The organism is Paenibacillus sp. Y412MC10 (assembly GCF_000024685.1).
Classification (GTDB): domain Bacteria; phylum Bacillota; class Bacilli; order Paenibacillales; family Paenibacillaceae; genus Paenibacillus_AQ; species Paenibacillus_AQ lautus_A.
Map to the genome: position 1 here is coordinate 3,385,265 of NC_013406.1, position 20,581 is coordinate 3,405,845.

11 protein-coding genes are annotated in these 20,581 nt (G+C 51.6%); all 11 read left to right on the forward strand.

From position 1 onward, the window contains the following. Positions 1-127 precede the first annotated feature (127 nt). The 11 genes from GYMC10_RS14760 (at position 128) to GYMC10_RS14810 (ending at position 20,577) form a co-directional block, all read left to right on the forward strand. Positions 128-2,359 (forward strand): hypothetical protein, encoded by a 2,232-nt coding sequence (locus GYMC10_RS14760; RefSeq protein WP_015735216.1) that lies wholly within the window; start codon positions 128-130, stop codon positions 2,357-2,359. A gap of 24 nt (positions 2,360-2,383) precedes the next feature. Next, on the forward strand, positions 2,384-5,458 hold the full coding sequence (locus tag GYMC10_RS14765; protein WP_015735217.1) for an alpha-mannosidase: 3,075 nt from the start codon (positions 2,384-2,386) through the stop codon (positions 5,456-5,458). Between the two features lie 48 nt (positions 5,459-5,506). Beyond that, positions 5,507-6,433, forward strand: a complete 927-nt coding sequence (locus tag GYMC10_RS14770; protein ID WP_015735218.1) for an ABC transporter permease — start codon at positions 5,507-5,509, stop codon at positions 6,431-6,433. A 12-nt stretch (positions 6,434-6,445) separates the two neighbouring features. Then, on the forward strand, positions 6,446-7,342 hold the full coding sequence (locus GYMC10_RS14775) for a carbohydrate ABC transporter permease (RefSeq protein ID WP_015735219.1): 897 nt from the start codon (positions 6,446-6,448) through the stop codon (positions 7,340-7,342). Between the two features lie 72 nt (positions 7,343-7,414). Further along, a complete protein-coding gene (locus GYMC10_RS14780) occupies positions 7,415-9,073 on the forward strand; it encodes an extracellular solute-binding protein (protein WP_015735220.1) in 1,659 nt (552 codons plus the stop codon). A gap of 161 nt (positions 9,074-9,234) precedes the next feature. Further along, positions 9,235-11,265 carry a glutaminase family protein gene (locus tag GYMC10_RS14785; protein ID WP_015735221.1) on the forward strand — a complete coding sequence of 677 codons (2,031 nt, stop codon included), beginning with the start codon at positions 9,235-9,237 and terminating at the stop codon, positions 11,263-11,265. Beyond that, positions 11,265-14,579 (forward strand): glycosyl hydrolase, encoded by a 3,315-nt coding sequence (locus tag GYMC10_RS14790; protein WP_015735222.1) that lies wholly within the window; start codon positions 11,265-11,267, stop codon positions 14,577-14,579. Before GYMC10_RS14785 ends, GYMC10_RS14790 begins: the two co-directional genes overlap by 1 nt. Positions 14,580-14,849: 270 nt before the next feature. Continuing rightward, the gene (locus tag GYMC10_RS14795) at positions 14,850-16,451 is read left to right on the forward strand and encodes an S-layer protein (protein WP_015735223.1); all 1,602 of its coding nucleotides are present in this window, start codon (positions 14,850-14,852) and stop codon (positions 16,449-16,451) included. 296 nt (positions 16,452-16,747) lie between these two features. Beyond that, complete coding sequence (locus tag GYMC10_RS14800; protein ID WP_015735224.1) at positions 16,748-18,421, forward strand: ribonuclease J; 1,674 nt, start codon at positions 16,748-16,750, stop codon at positions 18,419-18,421. 275 nt (positions 18,422-18,696) lie between these two features. Further along, entirely contained in the window at positions 18,697-19,647 is a 951-nt protein-coding gene (locus tag GYMC10_RS14805; RefSeq protein WP_015735225.1) for a carbohydrate ABC transporter permease, read from the forward strand. A 60-nt stretch (positions 19,648-19,707) separates the two neighbouring features. Then, on the forward strand, positions 19,708-20,577 hold the full coding sequence (locus GYMC10_RS14810) for a carbohydrate ABC transporter permease (protein ID WP_015735226.1): 870 nt from the start codon (positions 19,708-19,710) through the stop codon (positions 20,575-20,577). Positions 20,578-20,581 lie beyond the last annotated feature (4 nt).

Consider the following 20,581-nt stretch of genomic DNA (forward strand, 5'->3'; position numbering starts at 1 on the left):
GGAGAAGGCTTTTTTGGTTTGTCCAAAAAACATATTGAATATATTTATATTATATATTATATTCTAGAAAATGATGGAGGTTCATGAAGTGAAAGTACATTTAACCTGAGCAGGGAGGTTTAAACACGTGCCGAGAGATCGCAGGGAAGAACGAACCGGGTTTCAAGAGTCCGCACCGTATCACCCCGACTATGATCTTCAGACAGACTTCGTGATGGTGTACGGGATTGACGAAACCATGCCTGAGCGCATTCGGAAATGGAAAGAGAAGGGGTACGTCGTCCATCTCATGACCGGAGTCGCATGGGGGCAATACAACAGCTACCTGGATGGGGAGGTAGACGGCGTACCGCATTGGGATGAAGCCCAGAAGGATCGCCAAGGGGAGATGATCCTGCATGGCAAGCAACCGGTCATTCCTTACATGGTGCCTACGATTTCCTTTGGCCGCTTTATCGCGGACCGAATACGCATCGCGGTGGATGCGGGCGTGGAGGCCATTCATCTGGAAGAGCCTGAATTTTGGGTGAACGGGGGTTATTCGGAAGCGTTCAAACGGGAATGGCTGCTGTATTACAAGGAGCCATGGATTCCGCCACATGCTTCGCCGGACGCACAATACCGGTCTTCCAAATTGAAAGCGTATTTATATACCCGGGTGCTCGATCGGCTGTGCGCAGAGATGAAGGATTACGCGTTAAAGCGTTATGATCGAATCCTTCGCTTTTACGTTCCGACCCATAGTCTGATCAACTACACCCAATGGCGGATCGTCAGTCCGCAATCAGGGCTCGTGGAGCTCCCGTCCATAGACGGGTACATTGCACAGATCTGGACGGGGACCTCCCGGACGCCGAATGTATATGAGGGGCTGCGCAAGGAACGGACGTTTGAAACCGCTTACCTCGAATACGGCGTGATGCAGGAGCTGGTTCGGGGAACGGACAGACGCATGTGGTTCCTGCATGATCCGATCGAAGACAATCCGAACCACACGTGGGCGGATTATCAGCAGAACTATCTAAAAACCGTGGTCGCTTCACTGCTGCATCCAGGGGTTTCCCATTATGAGGTCTCGCCATGGCCGCGGCGAATCTTTAAAGGGACTTACCCATCCCAGGACGGCTCAAGCAAAGAATCCATCCCGTCCGACTATGCAACGACGCTGCTCCAGGTCATGCATACGCTGGGCAATATGGACCAAAAAGTGATCGAATCGGAGGAAGACGCCTTGCAAGTCGGCGTTCTCATTGCAGACTCCGCGATGTTTCAGCGAATGAAGCCTGAGCCTGGAGCGCCCGATGCCGGGAAATATGACGGCACGGACCCCCAAGGATTTCAGGAGGCGGGGGACACGGAGCTTCTCGATTTCTCTCCTTTTTACGGTCTGACGCTGCCCCTGTTGAAGCATGGCATCCCGGTTCGCCCGCTTCAGCTTGATAATGTAAGGCGTTATCCGGGTTATTTGGCTCCTTACCGCGTCCTTGTATTGAGCTATGAATTTTTCAAGCCGGAATATCCAGACCTTCATAATGCCCTCGCGCAGTGGGTGCGGGATGGCGGCGCACTGATCTATGTCGGCGATGACAGCGATCCGTACCACGGCATACGCGCATGGTGGAACACGGAGGTTGGGGTCGGATCGTTCAGCTCGAAATATAACTCCCCGCGGGAGCATCTGTTTGAGCAGCTTGACCTGAAGGGAGTAGCGGAAGGTATCCATCAGGCAGGAAAAGGCGTCGTATGCTGGCTGGATCAGCATCCGGCCGACCTGAGCTTGTCGAAGGAAGGGGCAGACCGGCTGCGCCGCGCCGTCCAGGCCACGATGGAGGCACTTTTCGGCACGGAACCGCCGTGGCATACCAAACATTATTTCAAGCTGCAACGCGGTCCTTATATCATTGCTTCGGTCCTGGAAGAGTCCGTCTCCGATAAAGACCTGACAATCTCGGGTCCTGTCGTGGACTTGTTCGATTCGAAACTCTCCGTTCATGATCAAATTTCGTTAAGCCCCGGGAAACAGGCGCTTCTCTATGATGTTGAAGCCGGACGTCCTTCCGGAGGCAGAGTGTCCATCATCGCAGCCTCCTCCAGAATCGAGGAGCTCGACCAATCGGACGCCGGTTTCCGATTCACGGCCAAGGGACCGGCCAATATGCAGGCCAGCGCGAGGCTGTATTGTCCGACCGAGCCGGCGTCCGTCCAGTACGTCATCGGGAATCAAGCGATGCCTGCCCACTGGGTATGGGATCGGGAGTCGTTAACCGTCCTGCTGAAGTACGAACACGGCGCGGCGAACCAGGCCGTGATTCTGGTGGATTGGATATCCCAATCCGTGACGGAACCTGCAGCCGACTGATGCAATAGAGAGGAGCAGATCATCATGCCATACGAACCGATAAGGACTGAACCGTTAAAACAAATATTAAGCAAACTTCGGGAAGCCATATATGAGCCGGTTGCCGAGTTGGAAGTGACGGCATGGGTTACGCCTGAGCCTGTATCGTACTTGGATCGAAAGACGGGAACGAAAATGACGCTTGTCCATGGACAGCGATGGGGGGACCTGTGGGACTGCGCCTGGTTCCGTTTTTCGGGCCGAGTTCCGGAGCAGAGCCGCAAGGAGGACCTCGTCCTCCTGCTGGACATCAACGGCGAGTTGTGTTTGGTGGATCCGAACGGATTTCCAGTACAGGGTTTGACCACCGTGAATTCCGAATTCGACTTTTCCTTAGGACTCCCCGGCAAGCGCGTCGTCCGGCTCCATGACATATTCCTGAGTGGATCGGATATTGAAGTGTGGGCCGATGCGGGCAATAACGATCTCTTTGGCAAATACCGGGGAGGAACTTTGAAAGAAGCCGTCATCGCCAGCTGCCGGGAAGATATCCGGAGCGTATATTACGATGTCGAAGTACTCTTGGAGGCTGCCGAGCAGCTCCCGGCGGGAACCGCTCGCAAAGAGAGAATCTATCAGGCACTGTATGACGTTTCATTGCGGCTCACGGATTTCTCGCCGGAGCGCATCGCGGAAGCAAAGAAGAAGCTGGCTGAACCATTGAGCCTGAAGGGCGGCGATCCGGTCTTAACGATCAGCGCCGTGGGTCACGCGCATATCGATTTGGCCTGGCTGTGGCCGATTCGCGAAACGATCCGGAAAGGCGCCAGAACGTTCTCGACCGTGCTCCGCATGATGGAACGCTACCCGGACTACGTGTTCGGGGCAAGCCAGCCTCAGCTATATGACTGGATGAAACAGCAATATCCGGCACTGTATGAACAAATCAAGGAACGGGTGCGCGAAGGACGATGGGAACCGCAGGGAGCCATGTGGGTAGAATCGGATACCAATGTGCCGGGCGGGGAGTCATTGGTTCGTCAGATCTTGTACGGCAAGCGATATTTTCAACAAGAATTCGGGTTGGAGATGAAATCGCTCTGGATGCCGGACGTGTTCGGTTACTCCGCCAGCCTGCCGCAGCTGCTCAAGAAGTCCGGCGTGGATTATATGATGACCCAGAAGCTCTCTTGGAGCGAGTACAACCGGCACCCTCACCATTCCTTCCTCTGGGAAGGCATCGACGGCTCCGCCGTTCTGACCCATATGCCTCCTGAAGACACGTACAACAGTCCGGCAGCCCCTCGCTCCATTGCCAAGGCGGAGCGGGAGTATTTAGATAAGAACGTATCCGGCCATGCCTTGATGCTCTTCGGCATTGGAGATGGCGGCGGCGGTCCGGGCGAAGAGCATTTGGAACGGCTGGCTCGCGAGAAAAACCTGCTCGGTTTGTCTCCCGTCCAGCAAGAGCCTTCGTGGAAGTTCTTCGAACGGTTGAATGAAGAGCGCGAGTCGTTCCAGACGTGGCGCGGGGAGCTCTACCTGGAGAAGCATCAAGGAACCTTGACCAGTCAGGCCCGGAGCAAGCGTTACAACCGGAAGATGGAGAAAGCGCTGCGCGAGCTGGAGTTTGCTTCCGTCCTGGCAGCCCGGTTAGGGCGGGCTTATCCATCCGAGAAACTGGAGACGATCTGGAAGGAAGTCCTGCTGTATCAGTTCCACGATATTCTTCCGGGATCTTCGATCAAGCGGGTGTACGATGAGTCGCTGGCGCGGTATGAAGAGCTGCTTGGGCAGACGGAAACCATGATTGCCGATACCTACAGCTATTTAGCTGATCATATAGCACACAGTAAAACGGCTTCCGGGCAAACCGTCATTTTCAATTCGCTGCCTTGGGAGCGGCGAGAGTGGCTAAGCGTGAATGGACGCTGGCATCACGTGCAGGTTCCATCGATGGGATACGCTGTTTTATCGAATGATGCCGGTCTGGAAGCGGATGGAGAAGCCGCATCCTCCTCTGAAATCTTAACTAAAACGCCAGGGGTGGACGCAGACGCTGCAGCTGGAGGACGAAGCCTGGAGAACGACATGGTCATCGTAACATTCGACCAAAACGGGGCTATCCTGTCGGTTCTGGATAAAGCCGAAAACCGCGAAGTCATCCAGCAGGGACGATTAGGCAACGATCTTCGCGTATATCATGACGACGGGGACGCATGGGATTTCCGCCATGACTATGCGGCGAATCCGGGTACACCGATACACCTGCTGAGCATGCGGGAGCTTCGGGAGGGGCCGAGGATCGGGCTTGTCTTCGAGTACGGTTACGGGGAGTCCTCGCTGACCCAGACCGTCGTGTTGACGGCGGGCAGCCGGCGCATCGATTTCGAGACGGACGTCGATTGGAGGGAGAACGGCAAGATGTTAAGAACGTCGTTCCCCGTTAATATACGCACGGATCAGGTCCACTGCGAAATCCAGTTCGGCAGCCTGAGCAGACCGACCCACCGCAATACGCTGTGGGATTTTGCGAAGGATGAGATCTGCGCACATCAATGGGTGGACTTATCGGAGCCGGATTACGGCGTCGCGCTGCTCAATGATTGCAAGTATGGCCATCGCGCCATCGATAACGTGCTGGATCTTCATCTGCTCCGCAGCAGCTCTTATCCAGATCCGGAGGCGGACCGCGCAGAGCATCGATTCACGTATTCGTTGTATCCGCACCAAGGGAATCATGTGCAAGCCGAAATCTACCGAAGAGGCCATGAACTGAACGTCCCGCTTCGCACGATGTCCTTGCCTGAGGTATCGGATCAGGTAACAACAAAGCTGCCTTCTTCACAATCGTTTATCTGGCCTGATCATCCGCACATCATGGTAGAGTCCGTCAAAAAAGCCGAGGATGGCGACGATGTCATCGTTCGTCTGTATGAAGCTTCAGGAACGCACGCGAACACGTCGCTTCGGCTTGGGTTTGAAACCGCCGAGGCCTGGATCGCTGATCTGATGGAAAACTGCCTTACGCAGCTGCCGATGAACGATCCGTCCGAGGTCACGCTATCGTTCACGCCGTTTGAAATCATCACGCTGCGGTTGAATGTACCAGAACTATAGAGGACGGGGCGGCATCGCCGCCCCATGTTAGAAAGGAGAGGTGGGAATGTGAACAAGTCACGTTGGACAAGCAACCGAGTATTCAAACGAATTTGGCAGCACAAGCTCTTTTACTTGTTCATGCTGCCCGGCATCGTCTGGTTTTTTCTATTTTCCTATGTGCCCTTATACGGAATTCAAGTTGCCTTCAGGGACTACACCTTCATAGGCGGATTTACAGGCAGCCCTTGGGCCGGATTCAAGTACTTTGAACAATTCTTCAATTATTATCAGTCCGGGGACATCATCCGCAACACGGTCATCATCAGCCTCATGAAGCTGCTGATCGGATTTCCGATGCCGATCATTCTTGCGCTCCTGCTGAATGAAGTCCGGAAGATGAAATTCAAGAAGACGATTCAGACCCTGTCTTACTTGCCTTATTTCGTATCCTGGATCGTGGTCGTTACCTTGATGCAGCGGCTGCTGACCCCATACGGCGGTCCGGTCAATGACCTCTTGGGCTCGTTCGGGGCCGAGTCGATCCAGTTCCTGAACAATCCAACCTGGTTCTATCAGATGATTGTAGGTTCCGATATCTGGAAGAACATCGGCTGGAATTCCATTATCTTTATGGCCGCCATTGCGGGTATCGACCAGCAGCTATATGAAGCTGCCAAGATGGATGGCGCGGGGCGCTTCAAGCAGATGTGGCACGTGACGCTTCCAGGTATCCGCAATGTGGCCATCATCTTGTTTATTCTCGCGGTGGGCAATCTGATGAGCGCGGGGTATGAACAGCTCCTTCTCCTGAACGGACCGGCGACTGCCAGCATGGGCAGCGTTCTGGACGTGCACGCCATCAATTCCGGTATTCGGGAAGGACGCCTCAGCTACGCCGCGGCCGTCGGGCTATTCCAAAGCATCATTGGGCTTATCCTGGTTCTGACGGTCAATCGGATCGCCCGCAAAGTCAGCGATGTATCCCTGTTCTAAGGAGGTGACGTAATGAAACGCAAATGGTCTTTCTTCTCGGTGTTTAACTACACGTTTCTCGCATTGATCGGCTTCTCCATGATCTACCCGTTCATATACATTTTGGCTTATTCCTTGAATGACGGCAAAGATTCGATGATGGGGGCCATCTATTTCCTTCCACGTAAATTCACGCTGGAGAATTATGCTCAGGTGTTCGATAACGCCCGCATATGGAAGGCATACCAAATTACGCTTATGCGCACCGTGCTCGGAACCTTCCTGCATGTGGTGCTGTGTACGCTCATGGCCTATGCGCTTTCCAAGAAAACGCTGCCCGGCCGTTCCTTTTTCACTTTCTACATCTTTTTGCCGACGATTTTCAGCGCCGGGTTCATCCCGTTCTTCATTACGCTGCAGAAGCTGCATCTGATCAATACCTTTTGGGTGTACGTGCTGCCGATGCTGTTCAATTTCATGCACATCGTGATCATCCGCACCTTCCTGCAAGGCATACCCGAGGAGCTGGAGGAATCCGCCCGCATTGACGGTTATGGCGATTTTCAAATCTTCGTGCGGATCATACTGCCGCTCTCGGGACCGGTGCTGGCAACCATCTCCCTCTTCATCGGGGTGGCCCATTGGAATGATTGGTTCTCGGGCGCATACTACGTATCCAACAAAGATTTGATCCCGGTGCAGACCTTATTGCAAGAAATGCTGACCGAAGCAGAAGCATTATCCAATTCGATGCAGCGCGCGGCGCAGCAGGGTGGTCAGACGGTGGGCGGAACCAGCGGGGCAGGCGCGACGCCCGAATCGCTTCGCATGGCCTTGCTTGTCATCACGGTCTTCCCGATCCTGTGCATTTATCCGTTCCTGCAGCGATATTTCGTAAAGGGGGTTATGATCGGTTCGGTTAAAGGTTAGGTCATCCTGACCCGGAATTTGTCCAAAGCTTTACCAAGATCATTGATATCCATATTCCAGGAGGCGATTGGTTTGAAGAGGATTTGGTCGAAAGGCGTATCCGCATTGCTCGTGTCCATCATGGTTGGAGGTTTGCTGATCAGCTGCACGAATTCATCAGGGAACGGAGATAACGGAGAAGGCGCAGAAGGAGAGAATTCATACAAACTCAAAATATTACACAATTGGAATGGCTCAAACGGTTCCGATGCGATGACGCCGGTCGAAGAAGTCATCAAGGAGAAGACGGGCGTTACCCTGGAGTGGGAATATACCAAGGGCAGCGAGACGGAGAAGGTCAATCAGATCTTCGCGACCCAGGATCTGCCCGATATCTATACCGGACCTGCCTGGGGCGGGGAGCTGGACGGAATCATCAAGGCGGCCAAAGAAGGACAATTGGTCGATATCTCCGAGAAATTGAAGGATTATCCGAACTTATCCAAATCCATTGCGGAAGAAAATGTCCCGCCGGCATTGTATGAAAAAGCGATTAACGCTTACGACGGCAAAAAGTATCTGCTGCTGCAAAATCAGCCGGCGACCAACGAAGATGGGATGGACTGGCTCTATGGCTTCTATGTGCGCAAAGACATCGCCGAGAAGGTTGGCGTAGACCCGCAATCCGTCGTGACGAAGGACGACTTCTATAACTTCCTCAAAAAAATCAAGGATGCCAATCTGCAGGAGAACGGCCAGCCGGTCTTTCCGCTGGGCGGTTTCAGTAACGGCTGGGCCGTAGGCATCGGCAACACCATGTTTTATTCCGGGGCGAGTTACGTCGACAAAGGCGACGGCACGCTTGAGCATAACTTCTTCACGAAGGGCTACGAAGAATACACGCTGTTCTACCGAAAGCTGGTTGAAGAAGGGCTGATGGATCCTGAAGCCTTTACCCAGACGGACCCGATCGCCAAGGAAAAAATCAATCAAGGCCGCATCGCCATCCTGGCCGCCCACTACCCGGCTATACTGGATGCTTCCAAGGAATATGTCTCTTCGCATCCGGGCAGCGACTACATTCCGCTCGGCCCGCTGGAGCGCGCTGACGTCGAACCGGACAGGCCTGTCGATCTCGGAATTCAAGGCAACAATGTGACGGCGATCACCAAGAACTGTAAAGGCGCTTGCGTGGATGCTGCGCTCAAGTTCCTCGACTTCATGGCTTCCGATGAAGGCTTTATGCTGGCTAGGTACGGGGTGCAGGGCGTTCACTGGGACATGAAGGACGGCAAGCCTGTCGCGAATCAGGAATGGTTTGACAAATTCAGCACGGACACCAACATGAAGCTGCGCAAGAACGAAGGCATCAGCATCGGTCTGGAATCGCTGACAGGACTTGACCGCATCAATTCCGCTGCGGGAGGAGACATCTGGGCGGAACAAGAAAGGCTGGACGCGATGGAGAATGCTCGCAAAATCCTCCGTCCGAACGGTATTCAGGTCATTACGGCGTACAACCCCGGCGATGTCATCACCAAAGCGCCGGAATGGGAAATGCTGAAGCCTTCGATGGATCGGATGGGCGATGCCTGGAAGGAAGCGGTTTTTGCCAAATCGGATGAAGCCGCCATGAACATTATCAACGAACTGCGGGATCAGCTCCGAAAGACCGGATACGATAAGGCGATGCAGTTCACGAACGAAAATCTGAAGGGTAAAGACGTTGTGACCGTTCAAATGCCGAACTAATCATATCCATGATCAGGGGAGCCCGTTAATTAGGAAGGCTTCGCATGACCTTGTCATCCAAGGGGGCGAAGCCTTCGCTGTTTATTGAATCAATATTTCCAAATCGCAAGGAGATCCAGGCAGCCTGAAGAATAAAGAAGACATGAAGGAGTTGACGATAGATGACAACGAATTTCAGACCCCCATCCGTGCCGCTGGTAACTGTAGATCCTTATTTCAGCGTATGGTCCGCAGCGGACCGTCTATATGACGACCATACCCGGCATTGGACGAACAAGATTCAGGGCATGACGGGAGTAGCCGTCATTGATGGCGCGCCACGACGATTCATGGGAAAAGTTATCACCCACACGGAGGAGCCGTCAGAACGACTTGAGCCTGAAGCGCTTGAGCAAACCGATCTGACGGTTGAGCCCGTAACGACCCGGTATACGTTTCAAGGGGAAGGCATTGAACTTCAAGTTCAGTTTACCACCCCGCTCTTGCTGGACGATCTCGATCTGTTATCCCGGCCCGTCACCTATCTAACCTTTCACGTTCGTTCGTTGGATGAGCAACCGCATGACGTTAAGATTTACTTCGATGTAACGGGCGAATGGTGCGTCAATACGCCGGATCAGAAGGTGACCTGGGAGCACCGCGTGATCGACGGACGATTGAATGCGATGTCGATGGGTACTGTCGAACAGCCGATCCTGCAGCTTGCCGGTGATGACACCCGAATCGACTGGGGGTATATGGTGCTGGCGGTGCCGCGTTCATCGCGGATACAGACGGTAATTCATTCGGTCACAACTCGGGAGTCGTATGTGAGGACTGGTCAATTACCTGTCCAAGATGATTCGAAGAAGCCGCGCCCCGTCTCCGATCACGTTCCCGTCATGGCTGCCGAAATCGATTTGGGTGCTGTTCGGGATGAATGGGTATCCGAATATCTGATGCTTGCGTATGACGATATTCATGCGATCGAATATTTCCTCAAGCCGCTGGATGCTTATTGGAAGGTAAATGGATGGACCTTTCATGACATGCTGTTAGCGGCAGCCGATCAGTATGAAACGATCATGGAGCGATGCGAGATATTTAACCGCGAGCTCATGACCGAGAGCCAAGCCGCAGGGGGCAATCGGTACCGGGATATTTTGGCGCTGACCTATCGGCAGGCGATTGCCGCGCATAAACTGGTTGCTGACGAAGCGGGCCGCGTGTTGTTTTTCTCCAAGGAGAATTTCAGCAACGGGTGCATTGCCACGGTCGATGTCAGCTACCCGTCGATTCCATTGTTCCTGAGATATAACCCTGAACTGATCAAGGGCATGATGCGTCCGATTTTTAAGTATGCGATGAGCGATGAATGGACGTTCGATTTTGCGCCCCATGACGTGGGCACGTACCCGAAAGCCAACGGTCAAGTGTATGGCGAGAACAAGCTGGAATACCAGATGCCGATTGAGGAATGCGGTAATATGCTCCTGATGGCGGCTGCGGTATGCAAGTATGAAGGAAATGCGGAGTTTGCCAGGGAGCACTGGGAGCCCCTTACCGCATGGGCTGGGTATTTGCTGAAGAATGGACTCGATCCGGACAATCAGCTGTGCACGGATGACTTCGCCGGACATTTGGCGCATAATGCTAATCTGTCCATCAAGGCGATCTTGGGCATTGCCGCATACTCCTACATGTGCGATCGGCTCGGCCTCCCGGAAGGGGAAGCTTATCACGAAGCTGCACGGAACATGGCGAATGAATGGATGTCCATGGCCGATGCCGGTGACCATTACAAGCTTACGTTCGACAGCGCCGGCGATTCCTGGAGCATGAAATACAATCTGGTGTGGGATCGGCTGCTGGAGTTCAACCTGTTTCCAACAGCAGTGGCGGAGCGGGAACTGGAGTATTACCAGCATCTACAGAACCGTTACGGCCTTCCCCTGGACAGCCGCGATACGTATACGAAATCCGATTGGCTGGTATGGTGTGCAGCCATGAGTACCACGCAGGCCGGGTTTGAGTCCATGATCGCGCCCCTATGGGATTTCATGAATGAAACCTCCGCTCGAGTCCCGGTGACCGATTGGTATGACACCATCAGCGGCAAGCAAATGAACTTCCAGAATCGCTCCGTCGTCGGGGGATACTTCATTCGATTACTCATGTCAGGATCCAGATCAAATTCGAACAAAGACAGGTGATGTGTGTGAACAGCCTTCATGTTAAGGAAGAAATCGAAATGGATCTCATGCGGTTGAAGCAGCAATTCCAGAATCCGGACGCAACGTACCGCCCGCAGCCTTTCTGGTTTCTGAATCACGAGCTCAAGGAAGCGGAGCTGGAAAGCCAGATTCAATCGATGTTTGAAGCGGGCGTCGGAGGGGTTGTTCTGCATGCGCGTCATGGAATGCAAGCCTCATACCTCTCGCAGGCTTTTATGGAAGCTTTGGAATTCTGCACCGTGGAATGCCAAAAACGCAACATGGTCGTCTGGCTGTACGATGAGGATAATTGGCCAAGCGGGACGGTGGGCGGAAAGCTGACGCGACAGCATCCGGAATTTCGCATGCGTTACTTAAGAGTGGAGGAAAAGAGATGTTACGGCGGTTCCGGGCAAGAGAGCTTGAAGCTGGATTTTGCACGCTATGAGAATAATGAGCTGATTGCCATTCTGGCCTATCGTGCCGTCGAGTCTGACGGGGAATGGCTGCTCCATGAAGAATCCGAGGACCTCACGCATGAATGGGGACGGGATTGGACGCCTCCGAATGCGGAAGACTCTTATGTCGTGCTGGCCTGCTGGTCCTGCGAAATTGCGGAAGGCATCACGTTTGCCAATGGGTACTACTTGGATACGTTGAATCCGGAGGCGGTCCAGGCGTTCATCCGGATGTCCTATGAACCGTTTCTGTCCTTGCAGAAATATTTCGGAACGACGATACAAGGCGTTTTTACCGACGAGCCGGGGCTCATGATCCACGACGGTTTCTTCGGGGTGGAAGCGATCCGGACGGCTGTTCACGATGTAGGCGCTACCCTGCCTGGTATGGTCTTTGCTTGGTCTGAAGGAATGGGTGAGCGGTACCGGCAAGAGAACGGGTATGATCTCATCCCGCGATTAGGAGCTTTGCTATATAACATGGCAGACGGCAGCCGTGCAACGAAACAGCAATATTATGATACGATTACGCGCTGGTATGTGGAGGGGTATCATCAAGCGGTTTCCTCATGGTGCGAAGGGCATGAACTGCTGTACATCGGTCATACGCTGGAGGAGCCGGTCTGGGGGCAAGCCAGGTCGCAAGGCAACCAGACGCGCGTCCTGCAGCAGTTCCACTATGCAGGCGTGGATTATTTGACGCCCGGCATCGGCACGAAGGAGAATCCGCACCGGATCGTGTCCGTGAAGACGGCGGCTTCCGTAGCCGGGCTGGATAATAAAGAACGTGTGATCTGCGAGGCCTTTGGTGCCAGCGGTCACGGCTATTCCATGCGTCAAAGGCGGCTCGATGCCAATTTCATGGCTTTCCTCGGCGTTAATCTGTTTATCCCGCATGCGTTCTATTATTCGTTTGCAGGGTATCGGAAAACCGATTTTCCTCCCACGGAATTCAAACATGCGCCGCATTGGCCGCATTATCGTGCTTTTGCCGACTATCTCGGTCGATTGAGTCTGCTCGGCGCAAGCGGAAAACGAACCCCGGAGGTTCTTCTATTATCGCCTATTCAATCGGTGTACGAAAATATGTTCGCATCGGGACAATCTAACCGGTTTCCTTCATCCGATACCTTGTTCTCGCTTTTGTCGGATCGCATGCTGCGCCATTCCATTGATTATGACTATGTTGATGAATGTCAGCTTCGTAATGCTGCCCTTGTTGATGGAGAAGGGGTACGATTCAGTGGTGACGGGAACGTATATTCGGTTTTGGTTATGCCCGAGGTGGAAGTCATGTCGAGAGACATCGCCGTTCTTCTGGTTGCCTATGTAAAGCAAGGCGGAACGCTGGTTGCCGTAGGGGCAATTCCGCGGCATAGCGAGACCGTGCACCAGGACCCGGAGCTGGCAAAGCAAATGCATGAGCTTTTTAGCCCGAATCCTCAGCATGGGGCTTTACGCCCCGTTGGCAAAGGGTATGCTTTATTTTATTCGTTGGAGGACAAGGACCACGAAGATACATTGATCGAGGATCATCTCGATTCCGGAGAAAAGCGGATACTTGCCGATCCAGAGATGTCCGGAGGCCGTATAAAGGAGCAGGCTCCAGATCTGTTCGAGCCCTTGTGTGAAACGGTAAGCGGGTTATTAAAGAAATCTGCTGCCTTACGATGGAAGCTGATTGAAGGACAATATGAGGATTTGATCTATGTAGAACGTGTGTTCGGTAACCGTGTATTTGTATGGTTTATGAACTGGACGGAGCATGACGTTTCCATGAAGCTTGATGCAGGAGAAACCGGGAACCTTATGGAAGAGTGGGACTTGGAAAGCGGGAACATTCGCCGGTTAGTAGGCGATTCCGTTCTTACCTATGCACCTGGAGAACTGCGAGTTCTATCGGTTGGACCTGAGGAGTGCTCAATTAATGAAATAGAACAAACGTTCGGCAAGGTGCAAAAAACCGAGGATATTATCGTTCTCGAAGATAAGTGGCGTTTTCAGTCTCTTGAACCCAACGTTTTATTACTGGACCAGTGGCAGGTCACGCTGAATGACCGAAACTCCAGGATGAACGCCACGATGCCTGGGCAAGTGAACACGTACCGTACAACGTTTACCATTACGCAGGCATTAATCGAACAATTGCATTCACCGAATGGCCGAGATCATTCGCATCCACCAGATGTTCATCCATTGCCGAGGCTTGAGTTGATTCTGGACGATGTGAAGCAGATAATACCGGCCCATATCGGCTTCCTGCAGCGCAGGCGCAATGTTGAAATCTTCGTGAATGGCGTTAGGCAGAATGCGCTGAAGCCATCCGATTGGCAGGATTCAAACTATGCCTCGCTGGATATCACGGACTATTTGGTGGCCGGCGAGAACGAGCTCGAGATTTTGACGGTTTCCTTGCTGGAGCCAATGCCGGCGATTTCATTCCCAGCCTATTTGATTGGGCCGTTTGAAATAGAAGATGGGGTAAGGTTAAATGCGTGTTCGGAACATATGTTTGGTTCTTGGGTTTCTGCCGGCTATCCTTATTATGCGGGAGCGGGTGATTACTCTCAGCAGCTAGACCTGACGGAGGTCAGCTTAGCTCCGAACGAGGAGTTGTGGTTGGAAGCCGAAGATATTAGGGAGACGGCTTGCCTATATGTGAATGATACTAATGCTGGCATCCGGCTGTGGCCGCCGTATCATTGGAACATAACGCCGTATGTGGAACAGGGGATCCATCAACTTACCATCCGTGCAGCCAATACGCTGGAGAACTTGTATGGCAAGAATGCTTTGCCTTCGGGGGTGAATGGACAGGTAAAGTTGGTACGTCGAACTTTATCCAAAGAAATGTAATCTTAGAAGAAGCTCATCGAAATGACTACAACGAATGCAGGTTGTAGTCATTCTGTTTATTGATAGTTTACATAATATAATATATGTAACCTAATGGATGAAGAGCTGCTTATTTCGAGTTACAAAGACGTCAGCTTATTTATTCTATTGGACATAGAATAACGAGGACTATTCTTACAAATGTATCGATTTCTCATAACATTCTCTTAATCAAGAAGGCTTACACTTAAGTAGTTTTTACGATTGATATCAACTCGGAGGTGCCATGAAATGCAGCTAAAGAAGAAAACCATCATGGTTTTGGCGCTCAGCTTGTCCATCCTTTCGCAAGGCATGGTTGTTCATGCGAAGTCGGATGGGTCTAAGTTTAAGCCGGAAAGCAACGGCAAATGGATGACTGGGGAGTATCACGCGCATACGTATCAGTCCGATGATGCCAGTCAATCCTTACAGGAATTGTTGGACAACGGGTTCGAAAAGTACGGTTTGGATTGGATCGCCGTTTCGGACCATCTTAGAGTTTCTAAACGGGATGATGAGGGAAATCCTCTTGCCGCCGGACCTGTTCCGTTCTCCCAAGGAATGGCACTGTACCAGATTCCCAAGATCCAGCAGCTTCAGACAGCAGGGAAATACAAGAACAACATTATCTTTTCGGGTTTTGAATGGGACATGCCTACATACGAACATGTGGGAGTCGGCATTATAGCAGGCTCATTCGGTTCAGAGGCGAGCCTTAGGGCAGCCCGTCAGTTCGAGTATCTATTCACGGATCGAGATGAAGCGATCTTTGATCCCAAAGAAGTCGCCGATTGGAAAAAAACAGACAACCGGGCCTATACGACGTCCGAAGATGCCCGAACGGCACTGGCCTGGCTCCAAAAAAACTACGCCAACAGCAGTTATGCATTGCTCAATCATCCTTCCAGAAAAACCGTATATACGATTGCTGACATACGGGATTTCAACAACATCGCGCCGAATGTTGTATTCGGGTTGGAAGGAATGCCCGGGAATCAGATGGAACCGGATCGTGGCGGGCTAAATTTAACTACGCCGGAAAACAGAACCTATGGCGGCGCTGATTACATGATTGCCAAAGTTGGCGGCGTATGGGATGCGCTGCTCGGCGAAGGACGCGAATTCTGGAACTTTGCGAACTCGGATTCTCATTTTGAGATTAGTGACAATCGTTTATACTCCAGCGGTTATTGGCCGGGACAATACGCCAAGAATTACACATGGGTGAACGGAAAGGATATGCAAAGCGTGCTGAACGGCATGCGTTCAGGCCAATCGTTCTCCGTGCACGGCGATTTAATCAACGCGTTGGATTTTCGCGTTCGCCATGGGAATAAGCAGGCCGAGATGGGGAGTAAACTTCAAGTGAAACAAGGGAATCCTATCGAAATTATGATCCGATTCAAAAGTCCGAAACAAAATAACAACGGCGACTCCGTAGCCGTGGATCATGTCGATTTGATCTCGGGTGATGTCACCGGTAAAGCACAACCAGGTACGGCGGCATACAGCAAGAGCACCAACGATTCGACCAAAGTGGTGAAACGGTTTACGAGCAAGGATTGGACAACCGATCGGGATGGATACAACGTGATCACTTATCGGACGAAAGCAACGAAGGACCAATATTTCCGGTTAAGAGGGACGAACCTTGGCGTGAATGTTGACGGAGAAACCCGCCATGGCGATCCGCTCATGGATCCGAAAACGGACATCGAAGACAATGAGCAGCGCTTTGCGGAAATTAATAAACGGAATTACAGCGACCTGTGGTTTTATTCTAATCCGATCTTTGTCAGCGTTAACGATAAGCCGGTTAAAGCTCCTAAACAACAGGGGAAACATTCGTAAGACGCGACTTGCGCTATATTCAGAAGACTGCCGATTATCCGGCAGTCTTTTTCATTTTTCAACTTTTAAAGAAGCCTGAGGTCTGAATTCCTATCTGGCTGCAACTGAAATCGCTAAAGACAAATGGCATACCGTTTGAGATTGGCGGGTTTTCTGTCGTTACTCTGCATTACGACTGGCGCATCCATTGTTTCCCGTGGTGCATAAGTTTTGCGAGAACTTCAATAATATAGGAGGAACATCATGCATTGAAAGATATGGACCTAGGCGAGTAGAGACAAGGAGGCAACCTAGCCATGAATATAGCTGAACAAAAATTGCTGGTCGCCGCGCTTGGCGGGGTGAATGAAATTGGCAAAAACATGTACTTCATACAGTACGATCAAGATATTGTGGTGATTGATTGCGGCTCGAAATTTCCTGACGAAAACCTGCCCGGCATCGACTTGATTGTCCCCGACTTCACCTATTTGCTGGACAACGCGGATAAAGTCAGAGCCCTTGTCGTCACTCATGGACATGAAGACCATATTGGTGGTATTCCCTATTTACTGAGGCAGCTGCCGATCCCTGTGTATGGGACGAAGCTTACGATTGAGCTGATTAAAATCAAGCTGAAAGAGCATCGTATTCTGCGTAATTCCGAGCTTCACACGATCGACGCGAATTCCACCATTCAAGCGGGTGCCATCCATGCCTCTTTTTTTTCGACCAGTCACAGCATCCCGGATTGCGTGGGCATCGTTTTTCAAACTCCGGAAGGCAATGTCGTCCACACGGGAGATTTTAAATTCGACATGTCTCCCGTGAAGGGACCTTATCCCGATCTGCACCGAATGGCAGAAATCGGCAAGCAGGGCGTGAAGGTGCTGCTATCGGAAAGCACAAACGCCGAAAGACCCGGGTTTACCCCTTCGGAACGCCTGGTTGGCGGTCATATCCTGGAGGCTTTCGCCCAGGCCAAACAGCAGGTATTCATCTCCACATTTGCTTCGAACGTCAACCGTGTTCAGCAGATCATCGATGCCGCGGTAGAGACGGAACGGAAATTGATTCTGCTCGGCCGGAGCATGGTTAATGTCGTTGCGGTGGCCAAGGAGCACGGGTATCTCAACATGCCCGATGATTTGCTGATCGATGCTGGAGACAGCGAGCGTTATCCGCCGGACCAAATCGCCGTGTTATGCACGGGAAGCCAAGGAGAGCCTATGGCAGCCTTATCACGGCTAGCCAACTCCAAGCATCCCCATATCGAGATTCTGCCGGGCGATACCGTCATTATTGCTGCAGGGGCGATACCGGGTAATGAGCGGAATCTGGCTCATGTCATCGATAATTTATATGTGCTGGGAGCCCAAGTCATCTATGGATCGGGTGCGACTTCTGGGATGCATGTATCCGGACATGGCAGCCAAGAAGAATTGAAGTTGATGCTCACCTTAATGAAACCGGACTATTTGCTCCCCGTTCACGGTGAATTCCGAATGCTCTATCAGCATCGTCAGCTGGCCGAGTCCGTGGGAATCCCAAATGAGAACGTGTTTATCGTTCAGAATGGCGATACGATACAAATCCAGCAGGGCATGGCATCGTTAGGTCCCAAAATCCCTTCAGGCAACAGCCTGGTGGACGGATTGATGATCGGCAACGTAGGCAATATCGTCTTGCGGGACCGGAGGCAGCTGTCCTCCGACGGGATGCTCATTATCGTCACCACGCTCAGCAAAACGGAAAAGCAGATGGTGGCCAAGCCCGAGCTTATATCCAGGGGGTTTATCTTCGTAAAAGATTCGGAGGAATTCATGGGTCAGATCCACGATATCGTCTCGTCTTCAATGAAGGATTTGACTGAAACCGGATCCACCCAATGGAATCTGATCAAGCAAACCTTGAAGGATCATGTCGGCAAATTCATATACAGTGAGACCAAGAGAAGGCCGATGATTCTGCCCATCATTATCGAAGTTTAAGCCCTTTGAATATATAAAGCACAGCCTCCAATGGGCTGTGCTTTTTTTTATGCGTATCGATATGGGGTTCAACCTAGGCATACACCCGGAAGCGGGCAGCTGCATACACTGCCGATAAAGAATCGCTTTAAGGTGTTATTCTTTCATTCACGTCTGTGAAAAAAAGAATAACACATAATCCGGATTCATCCACATAACCATGTACAGAATGGACATGAACGTCTTGTCCGATTGCCGGAATGGATCCGGTTACTAACGAAAGGAGGAGGATCGGTTTGTCATCCACCCCAGAAGGGAAATGGACTGCGGAACATGGAAATTGGGCAAAACGAAAGTTCAGATTTACGCGCAATGACTGGATGGGCTATCTATTCAGCGCCCCTCTGATTATCGGCGTCATCGTATTTGCCATTTATCCCATGTTTGCCGCACTGTTTATGAGTTTTCATCAGACATCCGGGCTCAATTTATCCGGAAACTGGGTGGGCCTGAGCAACTATCGTTACGCGTTAGAGGATTCCTTATTTTGGCAAGCGCTTACAAATACGTTCGTCATGGGGATATGGTCCGTATTGCTAGGGATCGCGCTTTCGTTTGTTCTGGCGAGCCTGATTAATAATCTGAAATGGCATCTGGGACGTAACTTTTTCAAAGCGGTCTATTTTCTGCCCAACGTCGTGTCTGGCGTTGCTACAAGCTTGTTGTTCTCCTTCTTGTTTTTTCCCTCCAAGGAAGGGCTGATCAACTTCGTGATTGGATTGTTCGGCATCGATCCGGTCGGCTGGTTCACGAACCCGGAAGTCGCGCGTTACAGTATCGTGCTGATGAGCTTGTGGGGTGCACTAGGGTATAACACCATTATTTTTCTGGCCGGTTTGCAAAGCGTCCCGCGGGATCTCTATGAGGCTGCCGAGGTCGACGGTGCAGGCACGTACCGGAAATGGTGGTATATAACGATTCCATACTTGCGTCCGATCTTTGTGTTCATGCTCATCATGGGAACCATCGGCGGAATGAAGCGGTTTACGGATGTATGGTTAATCGGCGGAACCGCAGGTAATCCTGGGGGAAGCTTGATGACCGTGGTGCTGTATATTTACCGAAATGCATTCCTCTCTTCGCAGATGGGGCTGGCTACGGCCGTATCCTATCTGTTATTCGTCATCATACTCATCTTAACCGTGTTCCTCATGCTGCTCAACCGACGTAAAGACAGCTTGGATTAATCCCAATATCCATTTTCGGATCCGTGGGGGAACCTTATTCCAGAAGACAGGAGGGTAACTATGAGCAGTTCAGCCTTGCCCAAGGAGCCGGTGCACCGTAAACGAGTCAAACTACCACAGCTGATGCTAACGCTGGTTCTATTGGTAGGTTCATTCATTATGATTGTGCCTTTCTTATGGATGCTGGTAACGAGCTTCGATTGGGCCGCACGATTAAATATTTCATTCCCGCCGAAAATATGGCCGGAGGAGCCTTCGATCCGAACCTATGAAGCCGCTTTCACCAACATCAATATGTTCCGATATATCGGCAATTCCACGCTTGTCAGCGCAGGGGTCATTATCATCAGCTCGTTGTCCGCGCTATTATCCGGTTATGCCTTATCCAAGCTTCGCTTCAAAGGAGCTAATTTCGTACTGCTGCTGGCGCTAAGCACGATGATGATTCCGTTCGAAATGACCATGATTCCGCAGTATCTTTTGTTCAGTAAACTCGGGTTGGTCGACAATTATCTGGCATTTTATTTGCCGGCCATGAACTATGCGTTCGGTACTTTTTTGGCCAAAGCGTTCTTTGATCAATTGCCCAGCAGTTTAAGGGAAGCGGCCGTACTGGATGGAGCTAAGGAAATTACGGTATTCAGCCGGGTTTATCTGCCGCTGTGTACGCCCATTATCGCCACCATGGTCATTCTGCTGTTCTTAGGCGTATGGAATGATATGCTGTGGCCGCTGCTGATCTTGAAATCGGCTGCCAAGTACACGATCCAGATCGGTTTAGCCATGTTTACGTACAACAACGGTATTAACCAACAGCCATCCATTATTATGGCGGCCACAACCACGAGCCTCATTCCGGTTATCGTCGTCTATATGTTCCTGCAGCGCTATATTATCGAAAGCATTGCGCTGTCCGGTATCAAGCAGTAATTCA